General features: G+C 73.7%; 10 protein-coding genes and 1 pseudogene. 7 read left to right on the forward strand and 4 right to left on the reverse strand.

Annotated features, from left to right (window positions below):
* Window positions 1–53: 53 nt before the first annotated feature.
* From CRP52_RS32135 to CRP52_RS41050, 7 genes and pseudogenes are all read left to right on the forward strand, one after another.
* Window positions 54–443, forward strand: coding sequence for a DUF485 domain-containing protein (locus CRP52_RS32135; protein WP_097239600.1), 390 nt, complete (start codon window positions 54–56; stop codon window positions 441–443).
* Window positions 440–2,179, forward strand: coding sequence for a solute symporter family protein (locus CRP52_RS32140; RefSeq protein WP_097239601.1), 1,740 nt, complete (start codon window positions 440–442; stop codon window positions 2,177–2,179). The genes CRP52_RS32135 and CRP52_RS32140 overlap by 4 nt, the downstream gene beginning before the upstream one ends.
* Window positions 2,180–2,182: 3 nt before the next feature.
* Entirely contained in the window at window positions 2,183–2,770 is a 588-nt protein-coding gene (locus CRP52_RS32145; protein WP_097239602.1) for a cysteine dioxygenase family protein, read from the forward strand.
* A gap of 209 nt (window positions 2,771–2,979) precedes the next feature.
* Complete coding sequence (locus tag CRP52_RS32150; protein WP_097239603.1) at window positions 2,980–4,524, forward strand: FMN-binding glutamate synthase family protein; 1,545 nt, start codon at window positions 2,980–2,982, stop codon at window positions 4,522–4,524.
* A 235-nt stretch (window positions 4,525–4,759) separates the two neighbouring features.
* Window positions 4,760–6,106: a DUF2254 domain-containing protein gene (locus CRP52_RS32155; protein WP_218893145.1), complete on the forward strand. Its 1,347-nt coding sequence runs from the start codon at window positions 4,760–4,762 to the stop codon at window positions 6,104–6,106.
* Window positions 6,107–6,185: 79 nt separating this feature from the next.
* A complete protein-coding gene (locus CRP52_RS38620) occupies window positions 6,186–6,665 on the forward strand; it encodes a hypothetical protein (protein WP_179852998.1) in 480 nt (159 codons plus the stop codon).
* Between the two features lie 467 nt (window positions 6,666–7,132).
* Window positions 7,133–8,760: pseudogene (locus tag CRP52_RS41050) on the forward strand (carbohydrate binding domain-containing protein).
* 110 nt (window positions 8,761–8,870) lie between these two features.
* Here CRP52_RS41050 and CRP52_RS32175 read toward each other — a convergent pair.
* From CRP52_RS32175 to CRP52_RS40665, 4 genes are all read right to left on the reverse strand, one after another.
* Window positions 8,871–9,665, reverse strand: coding sequence for an AfsR/SARP family transcriptional regulator (locus tag CRP52_RS32175; protein ID WP_097239605.1), 795 nt, complete (start codon window positions 9,663–9,665; stop codon window positions 8,871–8,873).
* Window positions 9,666–9,794: 129 nt separating this feature from the next.
* Window positions 9,795–10,115, reverse strand: coding sequence for a hypothetical protein (locus CRP52_RS32180; RefSeq protein ID WP_097239606.1), 321 nt, complete (start codon window positions 10,113–10,115; stop codon window positions 9,795–9,797).
* Window positions 10,116–10,180: 65 nt separating this feature from the next.
* Entirely contained in the window at window positions 10,181–13,654 is a 3,474-nt protein-coding gene (locus CRP52_RS32185) for a DUF6519 domain-containing protein (protein ID WP_097239607.1), read from the reverse strand.
* 110 nt (window positions 13,655–13,764) lie between these two features.
* On the reverse strand, window positions 13,765–16,020 hold the full coding sequence (locus CRP52_RS40665; protein ID WP_097239608.1) for a hypothetical protein: 2,256 nt from the start codon (window positions 16,018–16,020) through the stop codon (window positions 13,765–13,767).
* Between the last annotated feature and the right edge of the window lie 8 nt (window positions 16,021–16,028).

Genomic DNA, 16,028 nt, shown 5'->3' on the forward strand with positions numbered 1-16,028 from the left:
CCGCTTCTACGGTCGGGCCATCGGCAAGTTCCGCACTGCTCAGAAGGATTCCCATGATCGACCCGGCCGCTTCCTCGCGCGGTGACACACCCTGGATCGGCGACGATCCGCGTTTCACCGAGTTGCGCGCCGCCTACCGCAGGTTCGTGTTCCCGGTGACGGTGGCGTTCCTGCTCTGGTTCCTGGCGTACGTCCTCTGCTCGGCCTACGCCCGCGGCTTCATGGCGACCAAGGTCGTCGGGAGCATCAACGTGGCCCTGGTCTTCGGACTGTTGCAGTTCGTCTCGACCTTCGGCATCGCCCTGGCCTACGGCCGGTTCGCCGCACGGCGCTTGGACCCGCTGGCCGCGGCCCTGCGGAGCGTGGCGCAGTCCCGTCCGCGCGTCCCGGCCGGCCGCGTCGGCGACCAGGAACTGCAGGAACTGACGGAGAAGCAGGCATGACACACCACCTGACACATCATCAACTCGCCGTGTCCACTGCCCAGTCGGCCTCGAACAAGGGCCTGACCATCGGCCTGTTCGTCGCCCTGGTGGCGGTGACCCTCGTCATCACCCTCTGGGCCCGGCGCAGCACCCGCGGTACCGGCGGCTTCTACACCGGCGGCGGCCAGTTCTCCGCGCTGCAGAACGGGATCGCCATCTCGGGCGACTACCTGTCCGCGGCCTCCTTCCTCGGCATCGCCGGGATCATCGCGCTCAACGGCTACGACGGCTTCCTCTACTCGATCGGGTTCCTGGTCGCGTGGCTGGTCGCGCTGCTGATGGTCGCCGAACTGCTGCGCAACACCGGCCGGTTCACCATGGCCGACGTGCTGGCCGCGCGGCTGCGCAGCGGGCCGATGCGCACAGCGGCGGGTGTGTCGACCATCGTGGTCTCGATCTTCTACCTGATCGCGCAGATGGTCGGCGCGGCGACGATCGTGGGGCAGCTGCTCGACGTCAAGGGCGCCTCCGCGCAGATCTGGACCATCGTCGGGGTCGGTGCCCTGATGATCGTCTACGTCGTGGTCGGCGGGATGAAGGGCACCACCTGGGTGCAGATCGTCAAGGCGGTGCTGCTGATCGCCGGCGCGGCCGTGATGACCTTCTGGGTGCTGGCGAAGTACGGGTTCGACCTCAGCCACCTGCTCGGGGACGCCGCCACGGCCTCCAAGAAGGGCGACGCCTTCCTCCAGCCCGGCCTGAAGTACGGGGCGACCGACGGCTGGTCGAAGCTCGACCTGGTCAGCCTCGGCACCGCCCTGGTGCTGGGCACCGCGGCCCTTCCGCACGTGCTGGTCCGCTTCTACACCGTCCCGACCGGCCGCGACGCGCGCAAGTCGGTGAACTGGGCGATCGGCATCATCGGGGTCTTCTACCTGATGACCCTGGTGCTCGGCTTCGGCGCGGCCGCGCTGGTCGGCACGGCGACGATCAAGGAGAAGGACCCGTCCGGCAACACCGCCGCCACCCTGCTGGCCCAGCACCTCGGCGGCGGCGCGGGCACCACCGGCGGCTCCCTGATGCTCGCCTTCATCGCGGCCGTTGCCTTCGCCACCATCCTCGCGGTGGTCGCCGGGCTCACCCTGACCTCCTCGTCCTCCTTCGCCCACGACCTGTACGCCAGCGTGATCCGCAAGGGCAAGGCCACCGAGCGGCAGGAGCTGGTCACGGCGAAGATCGCCGCCGTCGTCATCGGCGCGGTCGCGGTCGCCCTGTCGATCTTCGCCAGGGACCTCAACGTGGCGTTCCTGGTGGCCCTGGCCTTCGCCATCGCGGCCTCGGCCAACCTGCCGGCGATCCTGCTGACCCTGTTCTGGAAGCGCTTCACCACCTTCGGCGCCAAGTGCGGCATCTACGCGGGCCTGATCAGCTCGATCGGCCTGGTGCTGCTCTCCCCGATCTGCTGGGGCGGCGCGAGTGGCACGGTCCACGCCGTGAAGTTGACGGCCGGCCAGGCGAAGGACTGCGGGGTGGAGGCGTCCAGCAAGCAGGTCGGCAACGCCACGGCGCTGATCTCCTGCACCACCACCGCCCCGGTCCCGCTGCAGAACCCGGGCGTCATCTCGATCCCGATCGGGTTCGCGGCCGCGGTCCTCGGTTCGCTGGCCGGCGGGCGCCGCCGTCGCGACGAGGAGACGGACGGACTCACCTTCAAGGAGCTCGAAGTCCGCGCGCTCACCGGTGTGGGGCGGTAGAGCGTGCAACCGCGCTCCAACCTCGACGAGTTCCTGTCCGACCTGACGCGCTACGCCGCCGCGGACGTGCTGACCGCCCAGCTCACCGCCGACACCCTGCGCAAGTACCTGCGCGCCGGGCTGATCGTTCCCGACGACCTGTGCGCCGGTGACACCGACGGCTACGCACAGCGGCTGCTGCACGCCGGACGGACGCACTCCGTGGTGGCCCTGACCTGGCTGCCCGGGCAGTCCACCCCGATCCACGACCACGTCGCCTGGTGCGTGTCGGGGGTGGTGGAGGGCGTCGAGGTGGACGAGGCGTACCGGCTGTGGCGGCTGCCCCGGTCCGGCCGCAAGGTGCTGGTGCCGTCCGCCCGCACCACCTGCTCTCCCGGCCGGGTGCAGCTCCTGGTGCCGCCCGACGAGGACATCCACCGGGTGTCGAACGGCGGCACCGGACGTGCGGTCTCGCTGCACGTGTACGGCGCCGACATCGCGCGGAGCGGGGGCAGTTCGATCAACCGGATCTTCGGACAGGAGGTCGTGGACCGCCCGCCGGACGGGGCCCGTCCGGTGAGCTGGCGGAGCCCGGCCGACCTGGCCCCGTGACCGACACCGCGCAGACCGACACCGCGCGACCGACACCGCGCAGACCGACGGGCCGCCTCCTCCGGGCGGCCCGTCGGTCGTGTCCGGGCGGCGGTCAGCCCTTGCCGCGACCGGCCCGCGTCCGGCCTGCCCCCTGCCCGAAGCCCCGTTCGGGTGACCTCCTACGATCATTCAGCATTCGTCGAGTCGTGCATCGAGGAGGAACGTCCATGCGAGCCCGGAAGATCGGTGCGGCCGCCGCGACAGCGGTGGCGGTCCTGGCTGCCCGCGACCTCATCCAGAAGAGGCACGCGCTGCTCCGGAACTTCCCGGTGCTCGGGCACGCCCGGTACCTGCTGGAGACGATCGGCCCGGAGCTGCGGCAGTACATCGTGACCTCCAACGAGGAGGAGCGCCCCTTCAGCCGCGACCAGCGCAGCTGGATCTACGCCTCGGCGAAGGAGGAGAACAACTACTTCGGGTTCGGCACCGAGGTCGACGTCGAGCACGTACAGGGGCACGCCTACGTCAAGCAGCGCACCTTCGCCGGCGCGCTGCCCGACACCCATGACCCGCAGGCCCCGCTGCCCTCGGCCAAGGTGCTGGGCGGCCCGCGCGGGCGGGCCAAGGCCTTCCGGCCGGCGAGCGTGGTGAACATCTCGGCGATGAGCTTCGGCTCGCTCTCCGGCGCGGCCATCACGGCGCTCAACAAGGGCGCGGCGCTGGCGGGCGCGATGCACAACACCGGTGAGGGCGGCCTCTCGCCGCACCACCGCAACGGCGGTGACCTCGTCCTCCAGCTCGGCACGGCGTACTTCGGCTGCCGCAACGAGGACGGCAGCTTCAACCTCGACAAGCTCAAGGAGGTGGTCGCCGGCGCACCCGTCAGGGCGATAGAGATCAAGCTCTCCCAGGGCGCCAAGCCCGGGCTGGGCGGGATGCTTCCGGGCGCGAAGGTGACCCCGGAGATCGCCGGGATCCGTGGCATCCCCGTCGGCAAGGACTGCGCCTCCCCGTCGCGGCACACCGCGTTCGGCGACGTCGACTCGATGCTCGACTTCGTCGAACTGCTCGCCACCGAGACCGGTCTGCCGGTCGGGGTCAAGAGCGCGGTGGGGGAGATGGGCTTCTGGCAGGAGCTGGCCGCGCTCATGGCGCGTGGTGACCGCGGCGTCGACTTCGTGACGATCGACGGCGGCGAGGGCGGCACCGGGGCGGCGCCGCGGATGTTCGCCGACTCGGTGTCGCTGCCGTTCCGGATGGGCTTCTCCCGGGTCTACGGCACCTTCGCCGAGCTGGGGCTGACCGACGAGCTGACCTTCATCGGCTCCGGCAAGCTCGGCCTGCCCGAGAACGCCGCGGTCGCCTTCGCCCTGGGCGTCGACATGATCAACGTGGCCCGCGAGGCGATGCTGTCGATCGGCTGCATCCAGGCCCAGAAGTGCCACACCGACAAGTGCCCCACCGGCATCGCGACCCAGAACCCGTGGCTGGCCCACGGCCTCGACCCGATCTCGAAGGCGACCAGGGCCGCCGTCTACCTGCGCACCCTGCGCAGGGAGCTGATGAAGGTCTCGTCGGCCGTCGGCGTCGCCCACCCGGCCCTCATCACGGCCGACGACGTCGAGATCATGAACGGCGACTACGAGGCCCGCACCCTGGCCGGTGTCTACGGCTACAAGGAGGGCTGGGGCGAGCTCGGCCCGCACCTCGCCGAGGAGATCACGGCCCTGGTCGCCGGCGCGCCCGCCTCCCCGCGGAAGCCGACCGTCTGACCCGTCGACCGGTTCCGTCGACCGTCTGACCCGTCCACCGGTTCCGTCGACCGTCTGACCCGTCGACCGGTTCCGTCCACCGGTTCCGTCGACCGCTCCGGCCGGCCCGGCCCTGGTGGCGCCGGTCCGGCCGCTCGACTCGGCCCCGCGCGCCCGAGTGCTTAGGGTGGAAATGCCCCGGGTCGGGGCCGGGCCGCAGGGTCGCCGCGGCCCGCAGGGACGGGAGGCGGGCGACGTGATCCGTGGGGTCCACCTGGAGGCGCAGTGGCGCCGCGAGGCGCTGCGGACCAACCTGTGGGTCGTACCGATCCTGGAGGTCGTGCTCGCCGCGCTGCTGTTCGTCGCCACCTGGTCCCTGGACCGCGCCGCCTACCGCGGGGACCTCACCCTGCCGTCCTGGGTCATCAGCGGCACCGCCGACGCCGCCCGGCAGACGCTCGCCGCCATCGCGGCGGCGCTGATCACCGTCGTGGGCGTGGTGTTCTCGATCATGATCGTGACCCTGACCCTGGCCTCCACCCAGTTCGGCCCGCGCATGCTGCGCACCTTCATCCGGGACCGCACCACCCAGCTGACCCTGGGCACCTTCGTCGGCACCTTCGTGTTCGCGATCCTGTCACTGGTCGTCATCGGCCCGGGCTCGCACGGCGACCTCGTCCCGCACCTGTCCATCACGGTCTGCATGGTGCTGGTGATGGCCGACCTGGCCGTCCTGATCTACTTCATCCACCACATCGCCACCTCCATCCAGCTGCCCAGGGTCATCGCCAGCATCGCGGCGGAGCTCTCCGCGGCGATCGAGGCGGGTGCGGGCGAACCGGCCCGGGCCGACGAGGTCACCACCGGGCCGTCGGCGGCCGAACTGCACGCCCGGCTCGACACCGCCGGCGCGGCCGTCCCGGCGCCGGCCAGCGGCTACCTGCAGTTCGTCCGGCACCGCACGCTGGTCCGGATGGCGGCGGAGCTCGACGCCGTCATCCGGCTGGACCACCGGCCCGGGCACTTCCTGGTGCAGGGGCACCAGCTCGCCACGGTCTGGCCCGCCGAGGCGGCGCCCGAGGTGGCCCGGCGGTTCGCCCGCGCCCACGTCACCGGCTCGACCCGGACGCTCGCCCAGGACATCGCCTTCGCCGTCGACCAGATGGTGGAGATCGCGATCCGGGCGCTGTCCACCGCCGTGAACGACACCTTCACCGCCCTGACCTGCGTCGACTGGCTCGGCGAGGGCCTGTGCCGGATCGCCGCCCGCTGGTACCCCGACCCCGTCCACCGGGACGAGAGCGGACACATCCGGGTGATGACCGCCCCTGTGAGTTACGAACGGCTGGTCCAGCGCGCCTTCGAGAAGATCCGCCAGGCCGCCCCCGGCATGCCGGCCATCCTGATCCGCCAGCTCGACGCCCTCGCGGAGATCATGTCGGAGACGAAGACCGAGCAGCAGCGTCAGGTGCTCCTCGCCCAGGCCGAGATGATCGAACGCCTCAGCCGCGAGTCGATCACCGAACCGTCGGACCGCGAGGACGTCCACCGCCGCTACCTGACCCTCCTCGCCGTCCACGCCGCCCTCACCCCGCGTGCCTGACGGCGCCCGAGCCGGAACGGCTGCTCCCCTCGCCGGCGCCGCTCAGGTGCACCAGAACAGGAAGCGGTCACAGGTCGGAGTGACCACCGGGGTGGTCGGCGGCCGGGTGGTGGAGGGCTGCGGGTTCGAGCCGGTCGGACTCGGGGAGGGCTTCGCGGGCGGGTCCGCCGGACGAGGCGTCGGCGGGACCGGGACGGACGCCGTGGCCGAGGCGGTGCCGCCGGACGGCTTGGGGCGGGTGGTGGTGGCCGACGGCTGCGGGCGGGCCGTGGCCGTGGCCGCGGTGGCCGGTGCCGGTGCGGTCGGGGTGCCGGGAGCGGCCGCGGCGCTCTGGGAGGGTGGCCCGGTGTGCGCGGAGGCCGGCTCCACCGCACCGTCCGAACTGCCGCCGGCCAGCAGGACGGTGGCCAGCCCGCAGACCACCAGCCCGGCCGCCGACGCCGCCAGGACCTTGCCGCGGCCACCCTGCCGCCGGGCCGAGCGCCCTGCCGAGCGCCCCGACGTCCGGCGGGGCGGTGCGGACTCGGGGGACGGGGCCTCGTCCGCTGGTACGGGGTGAGGGTCCGGCGTCTCCCCGGGAGCGGGTCCGGCAGCCCGGCCGCAGCCGGGGCAGGAGAGCGCGCCGTTGAGATGGCGTCGACACGGGGTGCAGTAACTCATCGGATCTTTTCCGTAGGTGCGGCATGACCGGGATCCCGGCGGAGACTGCCACGCCGCCCGGATGCCGGGCCGGATCGGATTGGATGCGAGCGTACGCACACCGGACCGCTTCGCGACACCCGGTCGGCGCGAGGCTTCTGCGCGGGTCGGGTGTGGTTCGTGTGACGACGCACGGTGGCGGTGACGACGCGCGGAGCGGGACTTGGCCCCGGACCGAATTGGTCCAGACCTATTGACGGGCCTGCCCACCCCTCCTACGATCCCGTCCGGCACAGCCCCACATGTCCCCCCACCTCACCCAGAGCCGGGCGTCACGCCCCCACGCGTCGGTCATGTCCATGACGCTCGGCGGGAAGGGAGCACAGCATGGTCCGTCGGAGGTCACACACCCCACGCCCGCCGGGCGAGTCCCGCCGAGCCGAGCCCGGGCCGACCGTCCTGAGGCGCACCCTCGCCGCCGTGAGCGCCGCCGCCGTCATCGGCGCCGGCATCGCCGTGGTCGGCTCCGTCACCGCCGGGGCCGCCACCACCAACCTGGTGGCCAACCCCGGTTTCGAGAACGGACTCTCCGACTGGGCCTGTACCGGCGGCTCCGGCACGGCCGTCGGCAGTCCGGTCCACTCCGGCGCCTCCGCGCTCAAGGCCACGCCGACCGGCTCGGACACCGCCCAGTGCACCCAGACCGTCAGCGTCCAGCCCAACGCGCAGTACACGCTGAGCGCCTACGTCCAGGGCAGCTACGTCTACCTCGGCGCCACGGGCACCGGCATCACCGGCACGCCGTCCACCTGGACGCCGAACAGCCCGTCGTACGGCCAACTCAGCGTCGGCTTCACCACCGGGCCGAACACCACCTCGGTGACCGTCTACCTGCACGGCTGGTACGGGCAGCCCACCTACTACGCGGACGACGTCTCGCTCAGCGGCCCCGGCGGCAGCAGCCCCACGCCGACCCCGCCGACCACCCCACCCACCACCCCGCCCACGACGCCGCCCACCACCCCGCCCACGACACCCCCACCACCCCGCCGACCGGTGACACCTGCCCCACCAAGCCCAAGCCCGCGGGCAAGGTCCTGCAGGGCTACTGGGAGAACTGGGACGGCGCCGCGAACGGCGTCCACCCCGGCATGGGCTGGGTACCGATCACGGACAGTCGGATCGCCGCGCACGGCTACAACGTCATCAACGCCGCCTTCCCGGTGATCCTCTCGGACGGCACCGTCCAGTGGCAGGACGGCATGGACGCCAACGTCAAGGTCTCGACCCCCGCCGAGATGTGCCAGGCCAAGGCGGCCGGGGCCACGGTCCTGATGTCGATCGGCGGTGCCGCCGCGGGCATCGACCTGAGCTCCAGCGCCGTCGCCGACCGCTTCGTGGCGACCGTCGTCCCGATCCTCAAGAAGTACAACTTCGACGGGATCGACATCGACATCGAGACCGGCCTGTCCGGAAGCGGCAGCATCGGCACGCTGTCCGCCTCCCAGGCCAACCTGATCCGCATCATCGACGGCGTGCTGGCCCAGATGCCCGCGGGCTTCGGCCTGACGATGGCCCCCGAGACCGCGTACGTGACCGGTGGCAGCGTCACCTACGGGTCGATCTGGGGCGCCTACCTGCCGATCATCAAGAAGTACGCCGACAACGGGCAGCTGTGGTGGCTGAACATGCAGTACTACAACGGCAGCATGTACGGCTGCTCCGGCGACTCCTACCAGGCCGGCACCGTCCAGGGCTTCACCGCGCAGACCACCTGCCTCAACAACGGCCTGACCATCCAGGGCACCACCGTCAAGGTGCCCTACGACAAGCAGGTCCCCGGCCTGCCGGCCCAGCCCGGCGCCGGCGGCGGCTACCTGGATCCGGGCCTGGTCGGCCAGTCGTGGAACGCCTTCGGCGGCTCGCTGAAGGGGCTGATGACCTGGTCGATCAACTGGGACGGCTCGAAGGGCTGGACCTTCGGCGACAACGTCAAGTCCCTCCAACACCGCTGACCGCCCGCCCGGCCTCCCGCTGACGGGGGTCACCGCCGTGGCCCTCCCACCGCCCGGCGGGAGGGCCACGGTCGTTCCGGGCCCGGGCCACCCACCGCCCGCGAGGAGCGTCAGTGCGCCGGGGTCGGACTCCGCCGGGCGGGCAGGGTGCGGGTGCGCAACGGCATCAGCCCGGCCAGTTCGGCGCTGGGCTCGACCCCCAGCTGCTCCCGCAGGGCCACCCGGCAGGTCTCGTACTGCCGGACGGCCTCGGCCACGTTGCCCTCGGCCAGGTGCGCCCGGATCACCGCCCGGTGCGAGCTCTCCCGCAGCGGCTCGGCCAGGACGGCGACCAGGGCGGCGTCGACCGCCTCCACGTAGCGCTTCTGGCGGCTCATCCGCGCGGACAGGGCCTCCAGGGCGTGCAGCCGGATCTGCCGGACCCGTTCCCGTTCCACCACCAGCCAGTCCTCGTACCAGTTCGGCAGCAGGTCCTGGGTGAACAGCTCCACCGGCGGCTCCCCGGCCCCGACGCCGGCCCCGACCGCAGCCCCGGCCCCGACCCCGGCCCCGCCGCCGTCACGCAGCGCCTGGGCGGCCGCGACCATCCGCCGGACGTCCACCCGGACGGCCGCGGCGAGCGCCAGCACCTCGCCGCGCGTCTCGACCAACCGCTGACCGGCGGAGAGCCGCCACAGCGCGGTGCGCAGCCGGCCGGCCGCCGCGCCCTCGTCGGCCTCGGGCCAGAGCGTGCAGGAGACCGCCGCCCGGGCGACCGGTCCCCGCAGGGCCAGCAGGGTGAGGATCCGGCGGGCGGTGGGCGGCAGCTCGACGGTCCGACCGCCCAGGGCGAGCTGCCAGCAACCGAGCAGTCGGAGGTCGGCTCCGGGCGGCCGGAGGCACGCCCCGGACTGGTCAGGCGTCATCTGTTGCTCCCCACGGACGGACGCTGCCGACCTTGTCGGTCGGCCGACGCGCTGTCAACGCTCGCCGCCGCGCGTCGAGGAGCGGTGACCCGTACGAGGTGGCCCGCCGTTCCCCGGTGGACGCGCAGCTCACCCGGCTGTGGACGGCCCGGACGGCCTCCCGCCGGTCCCCTCCGGGTGCAGCAGCGCGGCCAACTCCTCGGCCGCCAGGGCCAGTGCCTCCCGCCGGTCCGCGGCGAGCCGCGTGACGTCGCGCAGCGCCGCCGCGGCCGCGTCCCGGGCCTGTCCGGCGATCGCCTTCCGCGGCCCGCGCTTGGCACCGGCGGCGATCTCCCGGGCGAGTTCCAGCTGTTCCTCCAGCTCCGCGACGCGCCGCGCCAGGGTCTCGTCGATCCGGTCGGCTTCCTGCCGGAACAGCTGCCGGAGGTGTGCGGTGGTGCTGTCGTGCATGGTGCCCTTCCGTCCTTCCGTTGCGGGGGGGAGTGTGCGCGGGGGAGTGCGCGCGGGGAGCGCCACTACAGCGCGACGTTGATCGCGGCCCAGGGCGGCTGCAGGGCCTGGCCGCCGACCAGGAACGCGCCCTTGACGACGTTCCCGGTGACGGCCACGCGGTTGGCCGGGACGTCCAGCCGGACGGCGGTGAGGGCGCTCGTCTCCAGGTGGTTCGCCGAGACGACCGTGCTGTCCGCGGAGCCGTCCAGCAGGGCCCGCTGGTTCGCGTCACCCGGGTGCTGGTCGGTGCGGCGGATCAGGTTGTCGTTGACCAGCAGTGGCCCGGCCAGGACGCTCCGGACGGCGACGGAGTCCCCGTCCGCCTCGATCCGGTTTCCCCGGATGGTCGCGGCGGGCAGGACGGAGGCGTCCGGGGCGAAGACCCGGGCGGGGGTCACCCAGGCCAGGCCGTGCTTCAGCTCGGCGTACCAGCCGGTGCCGCCGAGGCGGGCCAGCAAGGTCGCGGCGTCGCCTGCCGGGTCGAGCGATTCCCGGGAGCCCGGTGCCGGGAAGCGGGTGGTGTCGATGTGGTCGCGGCCGAGGAAGAGCAGCACGGCGAGGAGGCCGACGGCGCTGCGGTCGGGCCGTCCGCCGCTGGTGATGACGTTGTCCAGCACCTCGACCCGGCCGGAGCTGGTCACGGCGACCACTCCGGCGACGAGTAGGGCCGTCGCCCCTTCCGGGAGCCGCACGTCGAGGATGTTGTCCGTCACGGTGACGGAGCGGCACTGCTGGGGGAAGACGCCGACGACCATCAGCGTGGTCGGCTCGGTGGTCGCGGGGAAGAGGTCGTGGATGCGGTTGCCGCGCACCTCGCCGTCGGTCACGCCGGTCAGGAGGACGCCGACCATCGGCTGGCCCGGCTCGAAGGGGAAGTCGGGCCGCTCGGTCCGGGTGACCTCGTTGCCGCGGACGACCACCCGTGAACCGCTCGATCCGGGCCGCATGACGACACCCCCGGTGCCGCCGTCCAGCCGGTTGTCGGCGATCACGACGTCCTGCTGCGCGAGTTGCATGGCGATCGCGGGCCCCACCGTGGACAGGGTGCAGCCGGTGACCGACACCGCGGACAGGACCCCGGCCAGGCGGGGGGCGGTGAGGGCGATCCCGGTGCCGTCCAGCCGGAGCGGGGGCTGCTGCACGTCGCGGCCCCCGCCCGTGGTGAGGTCGCCGACCGGACGGGCGGTGATCACGCAGTCGCGGATTTCGCTGGTGGGCGCGGCGAGTTCGATCCCGGCGCCGCCGCCGTCGATCCGGCAGTCCCGGATGGTCAGGGCGGCGTTCAGGGATTCGGCCTGCCAAATCACGCCGGCGCCGCCGTCGCCGACGATCAGGTTGTCGCGCAGGGTGGCGCCGAGGGAGAGCTGCACGCGCTCGTCCAGCAACAGGCCGCCGTCCACCCCGTAGACCAGTGAGTCGGTGAGTTCGAAGCCGGCCAGCATCAGGAACGCCCCTCCGCCGAGCGGCTGCGGGCCGTCAGCGGCGCGCTCCCGCGGCCGGATGACCGCCGTGATGCCGAGATCGGCGAGCAGTGCGCAGTCGCGTACGGCGAGGCCCACGACCAGGCCGGACAGCGCGATCGCGGTCTCCTGGACGTCGCCCTGCCCCGTCCCTCCGCCCTCGGTCCCGCCCCGGTGGGACACGTCCCGGTCGGACACGTTCCGTCCGGTGATCAGGGCTTGCAGGAGCTGCGGCCCGTCGTTGCTCAGCAGGCTGGTCCGGGCGATGGCGCACCGGAGCAGGTCGACACCGGCCGAGCCCGCCACCGCGATGCCGATCGCGGGGAACTCGCCATCGCCCCCATCGCCCCCATCGCCCCCATCGCCCCCCTCGGTCGGACGCTCGACCGGATCGCCCAGGATCGCCAGATCGCTGACCGTCACCCCGCGACATCGCTGCAGCACCAGCGCCGGCCCGCTTCCCCGGTGCCGGAGCACCGTCAGCCAGCCGTGCCCGGAGAGGGTCACCGACTGGGCCCCGTTCAGGACCACCGGTTCGTCGAGCTCGTACTGGCCCACCGCCAGGCAGACCCGCCCGCCGGTCCTGCGCACCCGGTCGACGGCCTGTTGCACGGTCAGGGTGCCGTCGGCGTGCGACTCGGGGGTCACGCAGACCGTGCAGTCCCCGCACTCCGCGCAGGCCGGCGGCCAGACGCCCCGGCAGTCCGTGACCTCGTTCGGGAGGTCGATCACGGCGAGCCGGCCGTAGAAGCGGTGCGGGCCCTGCGGGGGTGCCTGCGTCAGCTCCTCGACCCGGCCGTCGGCCGAGCGGGCGGTGAAGGTCCAGTGGTCGCCGGTGCGCAGCGTGCCGCCGGCCGGGGCGTCGGAGAAGATGATCCGGACGCCGTCCTCCAGTACGAGTCCGCCGGTGGCGGCGGAGACCGGAATGGTTCCGTCGGCGCCGACGAGCGGGCCGCTGTGGTCCCACTGCCGCAGCCTGGTCCGCCGACCGTGGTCGGCCGGGTCGAGGTCGGCCGGCAGCGCGGCCGAGAGCGTCACCTGCTGGGTGGGGTCGTCGAGCCGGTCGACGGTCACCACCCGGGCGAGGAAGCCGGGGGTACCGGACAGCTCCCGGTCGTCGTCCAGCACCTCCACCCAGGCGCCTTCCCGGATCCGCTGGACGTCGTCGCGCCCCGTCCGGGAGACGGTCAGTACCGTGCGGGTGTCGTCCACGTCGGTCACGGCGGCGGCCACGCTCGCGTTGTCGCGGGCCCACTTGAAGCCGGCCTGGGCGAGCATGCCGTCGTTGTGCACCTCGACCCGGTAGAGCCGGTTCTCCCAGCCCAGGTAGTCGGCGTCCGGCGGCACGCTGCACGGGTCGGTGGAGGCGGGGACGGCCACGCCCTTGGTGGAGAGCCGGCCGGCCGAGGGCGCGGTGGCCGCCACCCAGCCCGGGATGTCGGGGTCCTCCGTGCCGCAGTCGACGTCGTCGGCGTCCTTCGGCAGTACCTTCACCTGCCAGACGGTCTGCATCCGGGCGTCGGTCTCCACGCCGATGGCGGGATCGATCAGCTCGGGCCGTTCGACCGCGGTGACCTCGCGCTCCCAGGCCTCGACGTACACCAGGTGACGGCCGGGCGTCAGGTCCGGCGGGTTGGGCAGGTACGGCTGGTCGGCGTACCGGACGGGTGCCGCGGCCCGTAGGTCCTGCAGCCCCGGCTCGACGTGCGGGCCCGGCCCCTCCTGCGGGCCGACCTCGCCGTGGTTGTCGAGAGCCAGGCCGTGCAGGTAGAGGCGGCCGAGGCCGATGGTGAAGGACTTGCCGTCGGCGGTGGCCTCGATCCGGAACCCGGTCGCCTCAGGGGCGCCGCCGGTGTCGAGGTCGAGCGGCGAGGTGCACGGGCCGAGGACGTCCAGGGCGAGCGCCCGCAGGCGGTGGTCCAGGCCGTCCGCCAGCTCGTTGAGGTAGGCGTCCCGCAGCATCCGGCCCTGTTCGGCCCGGGGCCGGCTGTAGTCCGCGGCTGGGTCGAAGCTGAGACGGGTGTAGTCGCCCGGCATGTACGGCTCCTTCGAGATCGCTGCATCGGTTGCCCGGCGCGCGCGGAGGACGCGCCGGGCGCGGGGCGGGCTCCCCGACATGCGTCGGGGCTCCCGGAGGACGGCGGCGGTCAGACGATGACGGTGATGCCGGCGGTGATGCCCGCCGGCAGGTACTCGTCCAGCCGCCGCCGCAGGTTGTCCAGCCGCTGGGGCTCCTTGACGTGGCAGTAGGCGCCCATCTCGCTGCCGTCCTCCGCGCCGGCGGCGATCTCCGCCGGACAGCGCGGGTCCAACTCCGCGAAGCCCGGGTCGTCGTAGTGGCGGGAGACCAGCACCGGGCGCACCCGGCGCTGCTCGGCGTCCACCAGGGCGGCGCGGGCGGCGCCGGTGGCCTGGGGGTCGGCGGCCAGCACCCGGGCGACGGCGAGGTCGGGCTGGCAGGCGAAGCGGCGGGGCGTGCGGCTGGCCTCGGCCGGGCGGGCCGGGTCGTCCGGCGGCAGGTAGCTGTACCGCAGACAGCCCTGCTGCGTGCGGGCGGCCACCAGCCGGGCGGTGAACAGGCATTCGCTCGCGTCGACCGTCCGGGCGGCGACGGTGCCCAGGAAGGTGGACCGCTCGGCCCGCAGCCCGGTCCCGGGCGCGCCGGCGCCCGCGACGGCCTCGGTGGCCCCGGCCGTGCCGGTGGCCGGGCCGGCGGCGACCACCGAGTCCAGCAGCAGCACCTCGTCGGCCGGGGCGTCCAGCAGGACGGGCCCGAGCAGGCAGAAGGCGAGCTGGATCCGGAGCGTGGGGGAGGGCCCGGCCACCGTGATGCTCGGCCCGTCCGCGACCGGTGCGCCGGTCTGGTCGCGCGGACCGCCGGGCAGCAGCGTGCAGTGCAGCAGCCGCAGCCGGGCGAGGGCCGGCCCGGTGGCGATCCGGCCGTCCAGCGCCACCCCGGACAGCGTCAGCGTGCCGTCGCCGCGAACGGTGAGGGTGCCGTCGGCGGGCGCGGGGCGCAGCACCGGCCGCTGCAGGTCGGCCGCCTCGATGACCAGGCTGCGCCCGGTGACGGTGATTCCGGCGGGCAGCGCGTAGTCCTCGCTGTCCAGGACCTGGATGACGGTGTGGCGGGCGGGGCCGGCGGCCCAGGCGGCCAGCGCGTCGGTCAGCGTGGTGTGGTCGGCGTCATGGGCGGCGACGGTGAGCAGCTGGTCGGGTTCGCCGGCGGCGAGCCAGCCGGAGCGGTCGTAGTCTCCGCCGCCGACCAGCCCGGCCGCGCCGTGGAAGAAGGAGCCGCGCAGCACGGCGGGCAGCGGGAGGGCGGAGCCCACCGCCACCCGACCGTTGCGCACGTCGACGGCGAGCACCGCGCCGTCCGGCCGGGCCGCCGGCCACGGGTCGAGCCGGCGGCTGAGCACGGTGGCGTGGACCTGCCCGAGGTCGGCCGGGTCGGCGGTGGGAGTGCCGAAGCGGTCGTCGAACCAGACGCCGAGGCTCGCCGCCGGGGCGTTCGCCTGGTCGCCGACCGGGCCGTACAGCGTGGTGGGCGAGGGCAGCGGGCCGCCCGCCGCCGAGGTGTCGGGGTGGGCGAGCAGGTCGGCCTCGAACAGGGCGGGGCGCAGCGGAGCCGGGACGGCGGCGGCTTCGAGGCCGGGCGGCAGGTCGGCGGTGCGGTTCCCCCGGGTGAACAGCGGGCGGTCGAGGCCGAGCGGGTCCAGCCGGTAGCGCCACGGCTGGTCGGCCTCGCGGGCCGGCACCCGCTGGAGTGCGGCGGCGCGCTCGCGGTGGACGGCGACGGTCACGTGCGCCGGGTGGTACCAGCCGACCGGGCCGTCCGGGTGGCGCACGTCGACCAGCCGGGTGGTGCGGTCGAAGGGCGTGCCGGCCAGTGCGCTGTCCAGCCGGGTCGGCAGCCGGGTGGTGGTGAGGTCGGGCCGGGTGTGCCGCAGGTGCTGGGTCCAGGCCGTCCGGGCGAGGCCCTCGACCAGCCGCACCGGGAACCCGCAGGCGTGCTGGGCGACGTCGGCGAGCGCCGAGACGGTCCCCTTGCGCCGCCGTACGGCGATGGTCCGGGCCACGTCGGCGCGGGCGCTCGCCCCGGCGGAGGGGAGCAGGCGCGGGCCGCGCAGGTCGTCGAACTCGACCAGGGCGGTGGCGTCGTCCTGCGCGGTCGAGGCGTCGTACAGCGGGACGGTGCCGACCAGTCGGGCCAGGTACGGGACGTACTGGTCCTGGCAGGTCTCGATGAAGTGGTCCTCGTAGCCGCGCGCGATGTCGGCGGCGAGCGCGTCGGCCTGCTCGCCGATGACGGCCAGCAGGGCCCGCAGCGGCTCGCCGACCTCGGCGTCCCTGGCCCGGATGACGGCCGGGAGCCGGGCGTAGAGCTGGTCTGCGGCGGTCATGTGAGCCA

The sequence above is a fragment of the Streptomyces sp. 1331.2 genome (genome assembly GCF_900199205.1).
Classification (GTDB): Bacteria; Actinomycetota; Actinomycetes; order Streptomycetales; family Streptomycetaceae; genus Kitasatospora.